Raw genomic sequence first — 16,415 nt, 5'->3', positions numbered from 1 at the left:
AGGCAACAGAATTGTGATATAAGAATTCTCGGACCCGGGACACTCCGAGGCATATACTGGGTGCGGTTTCGCGCCTTCCTTGAGGAGAAAGATGGCGAATGGCTATTTATGGCAGACGAGGCAGCCGCTGTCCTCCTCGGCCAGCATCTGTTCCACCGTCTCATCGGTGATCCGTGCTCGCAGCGGATTTGGCATTCTGCGAGCGAGCGCCTGTGCCTTGCGCTCTTCATGATTGCGCTCGATCTCGGCAACCCGCTCCGGCCGCGCCAGTTCTTCGAGACTTTCGTTCTGGGTCCAGGTGAACGGTGAACCGTGCTCGATGGCTGATTTCTCGTAGCGCTTGGCTTCTTCGAAGGCGTCCGGGTGCTCGCGCATCAGCCGCACCCATTCGATCTTCTGCTGGTAAAAGCAGAATGTGCAACCGCTGCGAGAGCGCCAGCGATAGTAATCCGGTAGGCCGAGCCCGGAGTTTTCCAGCAGACCAATAACCGAAGCCTTGTCGAGGCCGGCCTCCCTCAAGGGGAAATGGACGTGCATGTTGGGGTGGGTTGCGATCATTCCCGAGCGGCTTGGCTCGTCGGCCCGGATCGCGACATAGGAATGAACCTCTACGCCTGCGTCGAGATGCGGTTTGAGCCACTTCTGGAACGGCTGAATCTTGAGCTGCCGGGTGCACCAGCGGGTACGCGGGGAAGGCAGGAAGTGGCCGTATTCGGCTAGCCAAAAATCGAAATCCCGACCAGGGTTGAGCATCTCAATGGTCTTGCCAAGGAAGCCCTCAAGGCGGCCAAGATAATCGTAGACCTCGGGCAGCTCCTTGCCGGTGTCAGTGAAGAAATACCGCACATCGATGTCCGGACGGTGATCGCGCATCCAGACCGCGAGGGCAGCGCTGTCTCGTCCGCCGGACAGACCCAGGACATGCATCGCCTCGCCGGTCACGCTTCCTTCTCCGCGCTAATGGGCACAGTGACATCGCGCTCGCCGTCATCCTCGATATGACGCTGTGCGAGCTCCGCAATCACAGCGAGCACCATATCGGGCTCGAGCCGGGCGGCGTCGAGCGTCTTGCCAATCTCGTCGAGGAGTGGCCCGAGGCGCTTCTGCGCCTCGGTTGCAATCTGTGCTCTGCGGACGACGCTTCGTTCGGTCGACCCGACACCCGCCATCACCATCACCGCGGTCTGGGTCGGTTGCTGGTCGCTGTCGCCGAACAGTTCCACGCGGCGGAACCGGTAGGCGTATTCCGACAGCTGCATCGCCGCCCGACTCGGCTCGAGATCGTGCCACGTCGTCACCGGCTTACCCATCACGAGACCGCAAATTTCCGCCATGCTTTCCGTCGACCCATCGAACTCGGCCAGCCTCGTGATGAAGCCTCGAAGCTTGAGGTCGTCTCCCCCGTGACCCGCTATTCGCTTGGCTCGTTCCACCAACTCGGAGAGATTTCCTGCATCGCGGTGTTTCAGGCCCTCCAGCATCCGGGTTTTCAGATCCTCGATCATGTCTGGGTAAGCGTGATCAAGTTCGCTCAGGACCGTGCGCAGCGCAGGTGCGGTGCCTTCGCCCGAAGCCTCGAGCGCTTCGGGGATGTCGACGAAGAGGAGCTGGTAGGGATCGTCCGCATCTAGCAACAAGCGACGCACATCGATTGCTTGCTTGGAGAGCGTGGCTTGCGCCTTGCGCGACCAGTTGGGAAGGCTGTACGCAAACTGCACGAGCGCCTGTGCTATCTCGAGCGGCTCCTCCGACGGCGCCTCTTCGACGAATTCGCTCGCGACGGCTGCAAACTCCTTCAGCGCGACCGCATTCGCGGCATCGGTCGGAACCGATCTCAGCGCAATATGGTCGGGGTCCTGCAGCAGAAGATCCATGACCAGATCGGATATTGCCGGCTGGAAGGCCTCTTTCGCATAGATCGCAGTGCTGTGACGGCGCGAGAAAAGATAGGTCACGAGCAATAGGGGCATCACGCCTTGCTGCACGCCGTAAGGCGGCTCGCCCCAAGCCCGGTAGATGTCGGCAACACCAACCTGCTCGCCGGCTTCGAGCAGGCCATCGGTTAGCGACCAGAGAGGGGCGAACGTGCTGGTTTCGCCGGGCGGAACGAAGTCCCACCGCTCGCCTTGCCGGACATAGAGACCCGCGCGTTCCAGAACGGTAACCGCTAGGCCCTTCTCGGCCGGATAGCCCTTGATCCCGAAGTGCTGCTCGCCGCGGCCCACTACAATAGCATGCAACAGGGCTCGCAACGCCGCATTGGAATTGCTCGAAGGCCGCCGACGATTGATGAGTTCGGAATGCACGATCGGAGCCTGCCGGAAAGTCCGCCGGGCGATATCGCTTGCTGCTTGCGACAGGCCATAGGAAAGCGACTGCAAATCGAGCGGCTTACCAGTGTCGAACCAGTGCGCGCGCTCGAAACCCTCTCTCAGGAGACCTTCCAGCTGCGCGGACAAATGGGCAATGCGGGCATCGATCTCGCGCCTGGCGGCTGCATCTCCGGCCAATTCGGGGCTTTCGTTGCGCACGTCGCGCGCGGCTTCGAGCTCGATCGCTGTTTTGCGAATGTCCGCACTGTTCGATGCAAGACCGACAATTACGGGCAGACCGTGCCGATGCTCCGTGCGCGAGACTTCGATCAGACTCGCCTCCGCTTGGTCGGGATCGACGTCGATCCCAGGCAGAAGCAGCAGGAACTTGCCAGCAGCCCCGGCTGTAATCCGAACGTCTTTCGGACCAAGCCCTTGCGGCGCCAGTTCGCCGATTTGTGCGTCGAACCAGCGCGGGGTGCCGTATTCGGCGTAATGCCGCTTGGCCAGAATCGGCTGCAGCGAGGCGAGATCGTTCAGCGACGCTATCTCGAGCCGCCCGCGTTCGGCGATGCGGGCCTCGATTTCGCCCTCGATGTCGAAATCGCTGCCGGCATAGATTGCATAGGCGCCGAGATGGCGACGGTAGACCAGCGCCGAAATCTTCACGAGATCGGCAAGCTGCTCTTCGACGTCCGCATCGGAATGACCGAGGCTTGCCGCAATCGTCCGGGGCGAGGCTGCCAGTCCCGATCCATTGCTGAACAGATCGATGACCGCCACGGTCTTCGCAATCTGCAAGCGCAGGTGGGTACCGTCGCGGCCCGCTCTCGCTATCGCCTCTGCGGCCTGTGCCCAGCGATGGCCGTCGGGCGAAGCCATGATCGCCGGCTCCAGATTGACCTGAAGATAGTCCCACAGTTCTGCCGGTCCGAACGTTCTTCCCGAGGCGAGTGTCGTTCGCTGAAGGAATTCGGTGAAGCCGCTGGGTTCCGCCGAGGCAAGAAAACCGAACAGGCTGCGTTCGTTCTGGCTGAAGCGCCGCCGGGTGATCGGCCCAAGCAGCGCTGCCGCCGCAGGGTTGAGAGGCCAGCAATCGTCGAGCCTTTCCGCAAGATCCTTGGGCACGCCTGGTCGCCGCTCGGCAATCTCGCTGGCTACAATAGCGGCAATTGGATGCGACTGAGAGTGCGAACGCTCTGTCGTGACGGCACGACCGACCAATTCGATGACCTCGTCGACCGCCGTAATGATCGGGACATCCGCAAAGCGGCCCTGAACCTTGCGCCATTCGTCCTGGACGCTTTGTCCGAGGCGATCCGCATAGCGCTCGAAAGCCTGGTGCAGCACGCCCACAACGATAAGTCTTCCCTCGCTGCGATTGGCCGCCTCTGCGAGATCCTGAAAGAAATGGATGTCGACGGCGTGATCGGCAGCACCTTCCAGATATTTGCCCAGTTCGTCGACAATGACGAGAACCCCGCCCTTGGCGCGCGCTTCAACCTCGCGTTGCAGCCGCTCGACGATATCGCGCCCGTCAGCGGCTTCCATCCTGGACCGCTTGGTCCGAGCGTGGCCCGGCTCGCCAGCGATTGCGGATGCGAGCGCTTCGCGCAGGTCCTCCACCGGGTTGCCCCGCCGACCGCTCACCGGCACGCAGAGCCAGTCTTTGGGCGCACGCCCGAAAACGTCGGCCACTTCGGGCACATCGCCAAGCAGTTGCTTCGCTTCCCTGTAGGCGGGCCCGCGCCCGAGCGAGTAGGAGGCAAGCGCAAGCGCGAGGCTCGACTTGCCGCCGCCGTAAGGGCCCGTCCAGGTGAACGCGCCCTGGCCGTTTGTCGCGAGGCGGAGCGTGGTGGTCAACGCATCGCGCGCCGATCCTTGAAGTACATAACCGGAGAGGGGATCGGCCTGGCCAAAATCGGCATCGATCCTGATCGATCTTTGGTAGCGCGGGGCGACCGAAACATGGTCTGAGAGATAGGCCTGCGTCATGCCGCGAGCGCCTTGGTGTGCGGATAGGCGCTGGCGATGAAGGAGGCCGGATCAGGCAGGCCTTCTCCCCGCCTGGCAATCGCGCGCACACCTGCGCTGTCGGTCCACAGAAAGGCGCCCTTGGCGACCCTTTCGATATCGACAAGCCGGTCGATCAGCGCATCCTCGTCTAGCTTGAAGATCCGCCCCGGCGATCCGGGCTCGTATACCAGCGTATCGATGGCGAGCGTTGCTTGCTCGGGCGCACGCCTCGCCCAGAAATCTGCAAGCGCAAAAAGGAAGATACCGTCGGGCAAGCCGGGCTTGGGCCCATGGCGGAAAGCGAACGATCGCGATGACACTTCGCGCATAAGGCCAAGTTCGCCAAGTACGGTTTCCACCTGATCGTCAACCGCGCCCGCGCCGACCTTGGCGACATAGGATCTGACAAAGCATTCCACGTCGCGCTTGATCGTTGTGGAGGAGGCCCGCGACCGGTCGAGTTGGGCACACAGCAGGCGGATCGGCTCGGCAATGCCGTCGCGGTCGAACCCATGTGCATTCAGATGGTTGAACGCATAATACCACGTCGTGGCGCGCTCGAAATTGCTGGCGATCTGCCAATGGAGCAGCCATGTGGTCGCGAGGCTTTCCATGAACGGATCGAGACCTGAATCGCGGTCAAAGATGAGATCTCCGAAGGGCGTTGCCTTCAAGGCACCGACACCCCTCTCCGGGTCTTCTTCAATGATTCGGCACGCGAGCGCCCAATGCTTGATCGCCGCAACCATATTCTTGCCGACCCCGAACCGGATGATCCCTTCGTCCTTGTCGAAGGTATTGGGGGCCGGAGCTTCCGAATCCTCGCAGACGGCATCGTAAGCCTTGCGCAGCCACAGCCGCCTCAGCGGGAAGGTTTCATGTCCCGCGAAGCGCGTCTTGACGCCGGGCTGTCCAAGGGGTCCTCTGAGCATGATTTGTTCCTACTGGGGATTTCCCCCAGTTGGCAACCCTGCCCGCGCCTCTTGTACGAAGTTTTAGGCTTCAGGCAGCGGCGCGGTAGGCTTTCTCGTACGCAGCCAAGAGCGCAGTGACGGCACGGTCAATGTCCGCCTCGGAAGTGGTTCGGCCAATCCCGATGCGAACGGACGACGAAGCCTCGTCAAAGGAAAGCCCTTGCGCCAACAGGACGTAAGACGGCTCGATGCTGCCTGAGTTGCAGGCTGAGCCTGTCGATGCCGATAGTTCGCCGCGGGCATGCAAGAGGATGTCTTCCGCATTCACTCCCTCGGCCCTGAGGCTTGTGCAACCCGGGATGCGCTCGGCATGCGGATTGATAGTGAAAGGACATCCCTTCCTGGTGACCCGATCTTCGAAAAGTCTTTGTAATGATTGAATATGTGTGCGTGCCGACTGGCCGTGGCGCTCGTAAAGCCGCGCCGCCGCTGCAAGCCCGGCACAAAGCGGAACCGGCACCGTGCCGCTGCGTCCGAGAGGCTGCTGTCCACCGCCATCAAGCTGCGGAACGAGCCGCAACCTCGCGGCGCGCGACACGGCAAGCCCGCCGATCCCTTTGGGACCGTAGAACTTGTGACCGGAGAAACTCAGCAGATCGGCACCGATATAAGTGAAATCGACATCGATCTTTCCGACGGTCTGCGCCGCGTCTGTGTGAAACAGGACACCCTGGCGATGACAGATTTCGGCAATCTCGCGCACGGGTTGAATGACGCCCGTCTCGTTGTTGGCGTGCATGACCGATACGAGCGCCGTGTCGGGCCTTAGAGCCTGCGCGATGGCTTCTGCGCGAATGCGGCCATCTGACCCTGGTCGGATTTCGGTGACCTCGATCCCGCTTTTCATGAGCGAACCGGCGGCTTCCAGCACGCATTTGTGCTCGATCGACGACACCAACAGATGGTTTCCGCGTCGTTCGGCTGAGCTCATGACACCTTTGATGGCGAGGTTGTTCGCCTCGGTTGCTCCGCTGGTGAAGAGGATTTCGTCCTCCCCGGCACCGAGCAGCGCCGCGAGCGCTTCGCGCGATCGTTCGACAATTTTCGAGGCTTGCAGACCATGCGCGTGATCCGAATGCGGATTGCCCCAGTCATGGCTCATCGCGTCCGTCATCGCATCGATCACCGAGGGATCGACCGGAGTTGAGGCCATGAAATCGAGATAGGCGGGACCGGGTCTGCGCAAGGAACAACCTTTATTGAAATCGTTGCACCGATAAGACCAAACCTGGCCAGCCAAAGCAACCACGATCGCGCGGCGTTCGAGCCTGAATGCGACGCCCTCCCGATTCAATCTTGTCCTTTCTTTCTTATTCTTCGCCCTTCTACGCTGATTGCAGATCCCTGTTGCCCGAGGGCAAAGTAATGTCTTTTTGATCTGCCTCGCGAATGCAGCCGGTGGTCGGTTGCCGCATCCGAGGCAGTCCATGAGCGTTATCCCCCTTCGGTCCGAAATCTCATCGCGCGGTGCGCGCATGCTGCGCACTGCGCTTGGCGGCGACATCGCTCGCTGGCTCGACGAGCCCGATGTCATCGAAGTCATGCTCAACCCCGATGGGCGTCTCTGGGTCGACCGATTGGGCGAGGGTCTCGCGGCGACCGAATGTCTGATGAGTGCAGCCGATGGTGAGCGCATCATCCGGCTGGTTGCCCATCATGTCGGCGCCGAGGTTCATGCAAGCGTACCGCGTGTGTCCGCCGAACTGCCGGAAGGCGGCGAGCGCTTCGAAGGTCTGCTGCCCCCGGTGGTTGCCGCCCCGAGCTTCGCCATCCGCAAACCAGCTATCGCGGTGTTCGCGCTGGCCGATTACGTGAGGACCGGGATCATGAGCAAATGGCAGGCGGAAGCGCTTGCCGGTGCGGTCGCTGCGAAGAAGAACATTCTGGTCGTCGGTGGCACCTCGACCGGCAAGACGACGCTCACCAATGCGTTGCTCGCCGAGGTCGCGTCCACGTCCGACCGTGTCGTCCTGATCGAGGATACGCTGGAGCTGCAATGCGCAGCGCCCAATCTGGTGTCGCTGCGGACCAAGGAGGGCGTTGCGACCCTGTCCGATCTTGTCCGGTCCGCGCTGCGTCTGCGGCCCGACCGCATTCCCATTGGTGAAGTACGCGGTGCAGAAGCGCTCGATCTGCTCAAGGCCTGGGGCACCGGTCATCCGGGTGGGATCGGCACGCTTCACGCCGGCTCGGCGCTTGGTACGCTGCGGCGGCTTGAACAGCTTATCCAGGAAAGCGTGGTCACCGTGCCGCGCGCGCTGATCGCCGAGACCATCGATATCATCGCCGTGCTCGTACGCGACGGCACCGGCCGGCGCCTTGCCGAACTCGCCGAGGTGCGCGGACTCGATGCCGCCGGCGAATACGTCCTCGCACCCCTTCCATCCACAACAGGAGACCATTCGTGACCCATATCTTGTCGCGAGCGCACCCGCGCCTGTCCGCTTTGATCGTTGGCAGCGTCATTGCGCTGGCATTTGCGGCGCCCGCCCATGCCGCCGGCTCGTCGATGCCGTGGGAAGCGCCGCTCCAGGCGATCCTCGAATCCATCCAGGGCCCGGTCGCTAAGATCGTCGCGGTGATCATCATCATCGCCACCGGGCTGGCACTTGCTTTCGGGGATACCTCGGGAGGTTTCCGGCGCCTGATCCAGATCGTCTTCGGGCTTTCGATCGCCTTTGCCGCGTCCTCTTTCTTCCTTTCGTTCTTCTCCTTCGGCGGCGGAGCACTGGTGTGATGGATAGCGGTCAATCTTCTCTGCCGAACGGCTTTGCCGTCCCTGTCCACCGGGCGCTGACCGAGCATATCCTGCTCGGCGGTGCGCCGCGCGGACTTGCCATCGCCAACGCGACGCTGGCGGGTGCGATCGGACTGGGTCTGCAGCTGTGGATCGCAGGCGTCGCGTTTTTCGCGCTCGGCCACATGGTCGCGGTCTGGGCCGCCCGGCACGATCCTCAATTCGTCGATGTCGCGCGGCGGCATCTGCGGTTCCCCGCGCATCTGCAGGTCTGAGCCATGCTGAGCTTGCGCGAATATCGGAACAAGGCCGACCGGCTTGCGGACTTCCTGCCATGGGCGGCGCTCGTCGCCCCCGGCGTCGTGCTCAACAAGGACGGCAGCTTCCAGCGCACGTCTCGCTTTCGCGGGCCGGATCTCGACAGCGCGACCCCTGCCGAACTGGTTGCAATGACGGCGCGCTTGAACAGTGCTCTGCGCAGGCTCGGGTCTGGCTGGGCTCTCTTCGTCGAGGCGGTGCGCCGTCCGGCACTGGATTATCCCGTCTGCGCCTTTCCCGATCCGGCCTCGGCACTGGTCGAACGAGAGCGCGCCGCGCAGTTCGCAGAGGAGGGCACACATTTCGAGAGCCGCTATTATCTGACCGTCCTGTGGATGCCTCCTGCCGAGGATGCCGCGCGGGCTGAAAGCTTGCTCTACGAAGGCAAGGCCGAGAGGGGCGTGGATCCGCGCGAGCTTCTCGAGGGCTTCGCCGATCGGACCGACCGGCTGCTGCGCCTGTTCGAAGGGTTCTTCCCAGAGGTCCAATGGCTCGATGATGGCGAGACACTGAGTTATCTTCACAGCTGCATCTCGACGCGGATGCACGATGTACGCGTTCCCGAAACCCCGATGCATCTCGATGCGCTGCTTGCCGACGAGCCGCTGACCGGCGGTCTCGAACCGCGCCTGGGTACGGCCCATCTGCGGACGCTGACCGTGATCGGCTTTCCTAGCGCGACCTTCCCCGGGCTGCTCGATGAACTCAATGCGCAGGGCTTCGCCTATCGCTGGTCGACGCGGGCGATCATGCTCGACAAGAGCGACGCGACGAAGCTGCTTTCGAAAATCCGCCGCCAGTGGTTCGCCAAGCGCAAATCGGTCGCCGCGATCCTCAAGGAAGTGATGACCAACGAGGCTTCGGTGCTGGTCGACAACGATGCAGCCAACAAGGCCGAGGATGCCGATGCCGCTCTACAGGAGCTGGGCGCCGACCATGTCGGGCTCGCGCTGGTCACCGCGACCGTTACGGTGTGGGACGAAGAGCCAGCGCTTGCCGCCGAGAAGCTGCGGCTGGTCGAGAAGGTCATCCAGGGACGCGATTTTACCTGCGTGACCGAAGGCATGAATGCGATCGAGGCCTGGCTCGGATCGCTGCCCGGCCATGTCTACGCCAATGTTCGCCAGCCCCCGATCTCGACGCTGAACCTTGCGCATATGATGCCGCTTTCGGCCGTCTGGGCCGGACCGGAAAGCGATACGCATTTTGACGCGCCGCCGTTGTTTTACGCCAAGACCGAAGGCTCGACCCCGTTCCGATTTTCGCTTCATGTCGGCGATGTCGGACACAGCCTCGTCGTCGGTCCGACCGGGGCGGGCAAATCGGTCTTGCTGGCAATGATGGCGCTGCAGTTTCGCCGCTATGCCGGGTCGCAAATTTTCGCTTTCGATTTCGGCGGCTCGATCCGTGCGGCGGCGCTCGCCTGCGGCGGCGATTGGCAGGATCTGGGATCGAGTCTGTCCGAGGACAGCGACGAGGCAGTCCTGCTGCAACCGCTGGCGCGGATCGATGAGCCGGCGGAGCGGAACTGGGCCTCGGAATGGCTCCAGGCGATCCTCGCTGCGGAGGGTGTCGCAATCGATCCGGAGACCAAGGATCATCTGTGGTCGGCGCTGAGCTCGCTGGCGAGCGCCCCGGTCGCTGAGCGCACGCTCACCGGACTTGCTGTCCTTTTGCAATCGCAGGCATTGAAGCAGGCGCTTGCCCCCTACTGCGTCGGTGGGCCGTTCGGACGGCTCCTCGATGCCGAAAGCGAACGGCTGGGCGAAGCGAGTTTCCAGGCGTTCGAGACCGAAGGGCTGACCGGATCGGCGGCTGCGCCCGCCGTGCTGTCATATCTGTTTCACAGTATCGGAGGTCGCCTCGACGGCTCGCCCACACTCATTATTATCGACGAAGGCTGGCTGGTGCTCGACAGTCCGGCCTTCGCCGCGCAGCTGCGCGAATGGCTCAAGACCCTGCGCAAGAAGAATGCGAGCGTCGTTTTCGCCACTCAAAGCCTTGCCGATATCGAGACCTCGGCGATCGCGCCGGCGATTATCGAAAGCTGTCCGACGCGCATTTTCCTGCCCAATGACCGGGCGGTCGAACCCCAGATTTTGGGTATCTATCGCCGCTTCGGACTGAACGACCGCCAGATTGAAATCCTCAGCCGGGCAACGGCCAAGCGCGATTATTACTGTCAGTCCTCTCGCGGCAATCGCCTGTTCGAACTTGGCCTTGGCGAAGTGGCGCTCGCCTTTGCCGCCGCTTCTTCCAAGAGCGACCAGCTCGCTATGTCCCGCATCATCGAAAAGCATGGTCGGAGCGGCTTTGCCGTCCACTGGCTGAGGTATCGCGGCCTCCACTGGGCCGCCGAATTGCTCGGCAGCGATGCGCACTCTTCCGACCCCCCAAACCCACCAGAAGGAGACCTGAAGTGACCTCTCGAAAAATCGTCCGCAGCATGGCCATGGGCACCGCGCTCGCCTTGGCGAGTACGAGCACCTTGGTATCAACGCCTGCACACGCCCAGTTCGGCGGGATCGTTTACGATCCGTCCAATTACGCGCAAAACGTGCTGACTGCCGCGCGCACGCTTGAGCAGATCAACAACCAGATCCGCATGCTGCAGAACCAGGCGACGTCGCTCATCAACGAGGCGAAGAACCTTCAGAGCCTGCCGCTGACGATCGTGCAGCCCCTGCAGGACCAGATCCGGCAGACCCAGCAACTGCTGAACGAAGCCCAGCGCATCGCCTACGATGTCCGCACCATCGAGGGCGCTTTCGACCAGCATTACAAGAACGTACCGCTCGGTGCCTCGCAGCGGGCGATGGTCGAAGGCGCCGAGGCGCGCTGGCAAAACAGCGTGGCGGCCTTCGAAGATGCCCTCAAGGTCCAGGCGGGCACGGTTGCCAATATCGAAGGTTCGCGCGATGCGCTCGGCAGCCTCGTTTCCGCAAGCCAGTCCGCCACGGGCGCCTTGCAGGCAGCACAGGCTGGCAACCAGCTGCTGGCATTGCAGGCCCGCCAGCTGGCCGACCTGACCGCCACGATCGCCGCTACTGGCAGGGCGCAGGCGCTCGATGCCGCCGAACGCGCGGCGGCCAAGGCACAGGCGCGCGAGCAGTTGGGGCGGTTTCTCGCTATTCGTCCGCGCTATCTGCCCGGCGGATCGGACTGATCCGCGATGGACACCAAGCTCCTCGCGCGCACCGGTGCCGCTGTGTTCGTCGGTCTCGCCATCGCGACGACGATCGTCCAGCTGCGCGAGGAGCCCGCGCCGGTGCGGCAAGCCGACCGGCGCATATGGGTGCCCGACGGCGATCCGCTGCCGGCACAGCTGAGGGTTTGCGCTCAAATCGGCGAACTGGCGCTGTCCTCGCCCGATTGCCGCGCCGCCTGGGCCGAGAAGCGCCGCCGCTTCTTTGGCGTCGATCACCCCGAGGCTTATTCGGGGATCGGCGACAAGGCGCTGCCTGAGTCCTTGCCCAGTGAAGCGCGAAGGGAGAACTGACATGGGTGGCACCGGTGTTGTCGATCGCTTCCTCGCGATCTTCTCGCAATATATCGACAGCGGCTTCGGGCTGCTTTCTGGCGAGGTGGCGTTCATCGCGACCACGCTGATCGTGATCGATGTCACGCTCGCCGCCCTTTTCTGGAGCTGGGGCGCGAACGACGACATCATCGCCCGGCTCGTCAAGAAGACGCTCTTCGTCGGCATCTTTGCCTACATCATCGGCAACTGGAGCGCGCTCGCCAATATCGTGTTCAACAGTTTCGCCGGGCTAGGCCTGAAGGCGAGTGGCTCGGGGCTCGGCGCAGGCGATCTGTTGCAACCGGGAAGGGTGGCGCAGGTCGGCATCGATGCCGCCTGGCCGCTCCTCGAATCGATTGCCGATCTGATGGGCTATGTCGGCTTCTTCGAGAATTTTCTGCAGATCATCATTCTGCTGGTCGCCTGGGCGATTGTCATCATCGCCTTCTTCATTCTCTCTATCCAGCTGTTCGTCACCCTGATCGAGTTCAAACTGACGACCTTGGCGGGTTTCGTGCTCATTCCCTTTGGCTTGTTTGGCAAGACCGCATTCCTCGCTGAACGCGTGCTCGGCAATGTGGTCTCGTCGGGAATCAAGGTGCTCGTTCTCGCCGTCATCATCGGCATCGGTTCGACGCTCTTCGCCGAATTCACCGGCGCCATCCCCGGCGAGCCGACCATCGAGGATGCGCTGGCCATCGTGCTCGCCAGCCTCACTCTGCTCGGTCTGGGCATTTTCGGGCCGGGGATCGCCAATGGCATTGTCGCGGGCGGTCCGCAGCTCGGTGCAGGCGCTGCTGCGGGCACCGCGCTTCTTGCAGGCGGTGCTGCGGTTGGCGGCGTGGCCGGTGCCAAACTTGCGGGCGGCGCGGTCGCCAGTGCTGCCTCTTCCGTCGCGCGAGGCACCTCGCGCGCCGCCGGAGGTGCGACCATGGCCTATGCCACCGGTTCGGCGGGCAAGAGCGGCGGCGCCGCGGTTGCAGGCGGAATGGCGGGTGTTGGCCGCGCAGCAGGCGGTGCCGCCATGTCGCCGCTGCGCAAGGCGGCAGACAGCGCCAAGAGTAATTTCCGCGACGGGGCGCGTGCGTCGGTCGGGAACATGGGTGGACGCATCGTTCCTGCTCACGGTGCTTCGTCACCGGATCCGGAACAGACGAACGGCCCGCCGGCCTGGGCGCGGTCCATGAAGCACAGGCAAAGCCTGGGGCACTCGGCCTCGCTTGCCGCGCACACCGTGCGCTCCGGTGATGGCCATGGTGCAGGCGCTTCCATCGACACCAAAGAGAAGGATTAGCCTCCAATGTTCAAACGGCCTTCGATCCGGTACGCAAAAACGCCTCAAGCAGAGACGCCCTACCAGCGCGCGGCGCAGGTCTGGGACGAGCGCATCGGTTCCGCGCGCGTCCAGGCAAAGAGTTGGCGCTACGCCTTTTTCGGTGCGCTCGGCCTGTCGGCAGCGCTGACCGGCGGGCTCGTGTGGCAGAATGCGCGCGGCACCATCGTGCCCTGGGTGGTCGAGGTCGACAGGCTGGGCGAGGCCCGCACCGTAGCTCCCGCCGCTGCGGATTACGAGCCGACCGATCCGCAGATCGCCTTTCACCTCGCCCGGTTTATCGAGCATGTCCGCGCTATCCCCGACGATCCAATTGTGGTGCGAGAGAACTGGCTCAGAGCCTACCAATTCGCCAGCGACAAGGGCGCCTTGGCGCTCAACGATTATGCGCGGGCCAACGACCCGTTCGCGGCAATCGGCCGCGAACAGGTTGCGGTCGATGTCACCAGCGTGATCCGTGCCTCGCCGCGCAGCTTTCGCGTGGCCTGGGTCGAGCGGCGCTACCGTGACGGCGCGCTCGCCGAAACCACTCGCTGGACCGCTATTCTCGGCGTTGCCGTCCAGCCTCCCAGAACGCCCGACGCGCTCACCAGCAATCCGCTCGGGATCTTCGTCACCTCGATCAACTGGTCAAAGGAGCTTGGCTGATGACCCATTTACTTCAACTCTCCCGTCCGCCGCTGCTCGCAGCCGGCGTTCTGCTCCTTGCCGGATCGCCGGCAGCAGCGACGCCTGCGCCGCAGGCGCAGGCCGCATTGCGGGCGATCACCGCCTCCGACCTCGCCGATGCTTCCCGCCTTGTTCGGGCCTTGGCACATGCGACCACCCCTTCGCGGCAGGCCTCCCCCACTGCCGCGCGCCGCTCCCCTGCCTCTGACCCAGGGGGGCATGTGGGAGCGGCGAACGAGGCCGCCAGGATCGAACCGGACGATGCCGGGTTCGACAATGCCATCCAGCGCTTTGCCTATCGCGAAGGTGCATTGTTCCAGGTCTACGCCAAACCCGGGCAGGTAACTGACATCGCCTTGCAGGAAGGCGAAACGCTGGTTGGACCCGGGCCGGTCGCGGCGGGTGATACCGTGCGCTGGATGATCGGCGACACGCTGAGCGGCTCGGGAGCGACGCAGCGGGTTCATATCCTCATCAAACCGACGCGGCCCGATATCGCAACCAATCTGGTCATCAATACCGACCGCCGCACCTATCATATCGAACTGCGCGCCAACCCGAACATCTATATGGCCTCGGTCAGCTGGTCCTATCCGGCCGACGAACTGATCGCGCTGCGCCGCGAAGAAGAGCGAGCGGCGCGAGCCGCACCAGTCGCCGACGGGTTCACGCTTGAGGCGCTCAATTTCGAGTACCGCATCTCGGGTGCCAAGCCTGACTGGCGCCCGCTACGGGTCTTCGACGACGGACAGCGGACCCTGGTCGAGTTTCCACCCGATATCGCCCAGGGCGAAATGCCCCCGTTCTTCGTGGTGGGCACGGATGGCGCAGCCGAGCTGGTCAACTACCGGATCGCCGGGCGCTATCTCATCGTCGACCGCCTCTTCCACAAGGCCGAACTGCGCCTCGGTACCGGTCGCAGACAGGTCCGCGTGAAGATTGAAAACCGCAAGCGGGGGCGGTCGTGAACGAGGAAAGCAAGACCGAGCCGCCACCCGATGCCGAAAGCATCGTTCAATTGCGCGGGGAAGGACCGCGCGTGGTCAGGCTCTCGCGCAAGGCTATCGGCATTGCCAGCGCCGCGGGTCTGGCCGTGCTTGGCGGTATACTGCTCTACGCCCTGCAACCGGCTTCGCAGGACGGCGGCGAAGAGCTGGTCAACACCGAGGGGATTGCTGTGGCAGACGGACTTGCCACTGCCCCGGCGGACTATTCCCAGGTTCCGAGGTTAGGGCCACCGCTACCGGGCGATCTCGGTCAACCGATCCTCGAGGCGCAGGATCGCGGGGCTGTTGCCGCGCTTCAACCGGTCGGCGCCCCGTCTCCGACACCGTCACAGCGGGCGGCGCCGAGCCCTGAAGAGATTGAGCGCGAACGCCTAGAACAGGAAAGCGAGGCGGCGCGCGGCAGCAGCCTGTTTTTCGGCGGCGGGACACAAGCTGCCAGTCCCGGCCCGGCAGCTTCGGCTGCTGGGCCGCAACCCCCAGCACCAGTTCAGCCATCGGTCTCCACCGCGCGGCCGAGTTTTCTCGAACGGCCCGCCGACACGCGGACAGTGTCCATGCAGCGGCTTGAGGCGGTGCCATCGGGGACGCTGCTTTCGGCCGGGTCGATCATTCCGGCAGCGCTGATCACCGGTATCCGGTCGGACCAGCCCGGCCTCGTGACCGCGCAGGTGACCGAGAATGTCTATGACAGCCTGACCGGGCGGCACCTTCTGATCCCGCAAGGTGCGCGCCTCATCGGTGAGTACGAGTCCGATGTCGGGTTCGGCCAACGCCGGGTGCTGCTGGCCTGGACCAGGCTTATCCTGCCTGATGGTCGCTCGATTGTGCTCGATCGTCAGCCAGTTGCCGATCCCTCGGGCTATGCTGGACTGGAGGACGGCGTCGATTACCATTGGGGCGGTGTCGTCAAAGCGGCGCTCGTTTCCACTTTGCTCGGAATTGGCGGCGAACTCGGCGCAGGCGGAGATGATGACCTGCTGCGCGCTGTTCGCCGCGGCAGCCAGGACAGCATCAATCGCGCGGGCGAGCAGGTCGTTGCACGCGAGCTTGATATACGCCCGACGCTGACGATCCGTCCCGGCTTTCCCGTACGCGTTCTGGTGACGCGCGATATTGTGCTGGAGGGTGGAGCATGACCCGGCTCAAGCTCTCCGACATTACCGATGGCAAGCCCGTCAAGCTGACGATAGAGATCCCTGCGCGGCTCCATCGCCGGCTGGTCGAATATGGGGTCGTGCTCAATGGCGGCGTTTCAGAGGGTGCACCCGAGCCCGCAGCTCTGATCCCACCAATGATCGAGCGCTTCGTCGCCAGTGACCGGGATTTCGCCAAGGCACGCAGAAGAACGCATGCATCATCAAGTCGATAAGTTCTGAGACTGTCCGGACTTTTTCTGGTTTCTCTTAACCAGTATTAGAAAAGAAATGTGCCAATAGGTAGAATTGCTCTGTATTCCTGTACATGATCGGCTCTACTGTCGGATCGGGAATTCAGGTTCCTCGCGACCGGGTGGCGATGCTCATGTCCAG

15 protein-coding genes are annotated in these 16,415 nt (G+C 63.3%); 11 read left to right on the top strand and 4 right to left on the bottom strand.

What is annotated here, in order from left to right:
* Nucleotides 1-102 precede the first annotated feature (102 nt).
* From ASS64_RS14990 to ASS64_RS14975, 4 genes are all read right to left on the bottom strand, one after another.
* Nucleotides 103-942, bottom strand: coding sequence for a phosphoadenosine phosphosulfate reductase family protein (locus ASS64_RS14990; protein ID WP_083508409.1), 840 nt, complete (start codon nucleotides 940-942; stop codon nucleotides 103-105).
* A complete protein-coding gene (locus ASS64_RS14985) occupies nucleotides 939-4,307 on the bottom strand; it encodes a hypothetical protein (RefSeq protein ID WP_067696286.1) in 3,369 nt (1,122 codons plus the stop codon). The genes ASS64_RS14990 and ASS64_RS14985 overlap by 4 nt, the downstream gene beginning before the upstream one ends.
* Entirely contained in the window at nucleotides 4,304-5,260 is a 957-nt protein-coding gene (locus tag ASS64_RS14980; protein ID WP_066558474.1) for a DUF4007 family protein, read from the bottom strand. Before ASS64_RS14980 ends, ASS64_RS14985 begins: the two co-directional genes overlap by 4 nt.
* 70 nt (nucleotides 5,261-5,330) lie before the next feature.
* Complete coding sequence (locus ASS64_RS14975) at nucleotides 5,331-6,731, bottom strand: cysteine desulfurase family protein (protein ID WP_198147734.1); 1,401 nt, start codon at nucleotides 6,729-6,731, stop codon at nucleotides 5,331-5,333.
* Here ASS64_RS14975 and trbB point away from each other — a divergent pair.
* Genes trbB through ASS64_RS14920 form a run of 11 tightly spaced genes read left to right on the top strand, consistent with a single transcriptional unit; the run spans nucleotide 6,730 to nucleotide 16,255 of the window.
* Nucleotides 6,730-7,710: a P-type conjugative transfer ATPase TrbB gene (trbB, locus tag ASS64_RS14970; protein ID WP_067696280.1), complete on the top strand. Its 981-nt coding sequence runs from the start codon at nucleotides 6,730-6,732 to the stop codon at nucleotides 7,708-7,710. The two genes, ASS64_RS14975 and trbB, sit on opposite strands and share 2 nt — an antisense overlap.
* A gap of 8 nt (nucleotides 7,711-7,718) precedes the next feature.
* Nucleotides 7,719-8,039: a TrbC/VirB2 family protein gene (locus ASS64_RS14965; protein WP_202389126.1), complete on the top strand. Its 321-nt coding sequence runs from the start codon at nucleotides 7,719-7,721 to the stop codon at nucleotides 8,037-8,039.
* A complete protein-coding gene (locus tag ASS64_RS14960; RefSeq protein ID WP_066558458.1) occupies nucleotides 8,039-8,314 on the top strand; it encodes a VirB3 family type IV secretion system protein in 276 nt (91 codons plus the stop codon). The genes ASS64_RS14965 and ASS64_RS14960 overlap by 1 nt, the downstream gene beginning before the upstream one ends.
* Before the next feature lie 3 nt (nucleotides 8,315-8,317).
* Nucleotides 8,318-10,780: a conjugal transfer protein TrbE gene (gene trbE / locus ASS64_RS14955; protein WP_067696277.1), complete on the top strand. Its 2,463-nt coding sequence runs from the start codon at nucleotides 8,318-8,320 to the stop codon at nucleotides 10,778-10,780.
* Entirely contained in the window at nucleotides 10,777-11,523 is a 747-nt protein-coding gene (trbJ, locus tag ASS64_RS14950) for a P-type conjugative transfer protein TrbJ (RefSeq protein ID WP_369815379.1), read from the top strand. The genes trbE and trbJ overlap by 4 nt, the downstream gene beginning before the upstream one ends.
* 6 nt (nucleotides 11,524-11,529) lie before the next feature.
* Nucleotides 11,530-11,856, top strand: a complete 327-nt coding sequence (trbK-alt, locus tag ASS64_RS14945; protein WP_067696274.1) for a putative entry exclusion protein TrbK-alt — start codon at nucleotides 11,530-11,532, stop codon at nucleotides 11,854-11,856.
* Nucleotide 11,857: 1 nt separating this feature from the next.
* The gene (trbL, locus tag ASS64_RS14940) at nucleotides 11,858-13,171 is read left to right on the top strand and encodes a P-type conjugative transfer protein TrbL (protein WP_067696272.1); all 1,314 of its coding nucleotides are present in this window, start codon (nucleotides 11,858-11,860) and stop codon (nucleotides 13,169-13,171) included.
* Between the two features lie 6 nt (nucleotides 13,172-13,177).
* A complete protein-coding gene (gene trbF, locus ASS64_RS14935) occupies nucleotides 13,178-13,858 on the top strand; it encodes a conjugal transfer protein TrbF (RefSeq protein WP_010240179.1) in 681 nt (226 codons plus the stop codon).
* Entirely contained in the window at nucleotides 13,858-14,847 is a 990-nt protein-coding gene (trbG, locus tag ASS64_RS14930; RefSeq protein ID WP_067696265.1) for a P-type conjugative transfer protein TrbG, read from the top strand. The genes trbF and trbG overlap by 1 nt, the downstream gene beginning before the upstream one ends.
* The gene (locus ASS64_RS14925; RefSeq protein WP_067696263.1) at nucleotides 14,844-16,022 is read left to right on the top strand and encodes a TrbI/VirB10 family protein; all 1,179 of its coding nucleotides are present in this window, start codon (nucleotides 14,844-14,846) and stop codon (nucleotides 16,020-16,022) included. The genes trbG and ASS64_RS14925 overlap by 4 nt, the downstream gene beginning before the upstream one ends.
* Nucleotides 16,019-16,255, top strand: coding sequence for a DUF2274 domain-containing protein (locus ASS64_RS14920; protein ID WP_047822854.1), 237 nt, complete (start codon nucleotides 16,019-16,021; stop codon nucleotides 16,253-16,255). The genes ASS64_RS14925 and ASS64_RS14920 overlap by 4 nt, the downstream gene beginning before the upstream one ends.
* Nucleotides 16,256-16,415 lie beyond the last annotated feature (160 nt).

The sequence above is a fragment of the Erythrobacter sp. AP23 genome, assembly GCF_001542855.1.
GTDB lineage: Bacteria > Pseudomonadota > Alphaproteobacteria > Sphingomonadales > Sphingomonadaceae > Qipengyuania.
The sequence above is the reverse complement of the archived record's forward strand: the minus strand, read 5'-3'. Positions and strand labels throughout refer to the sequence as shown.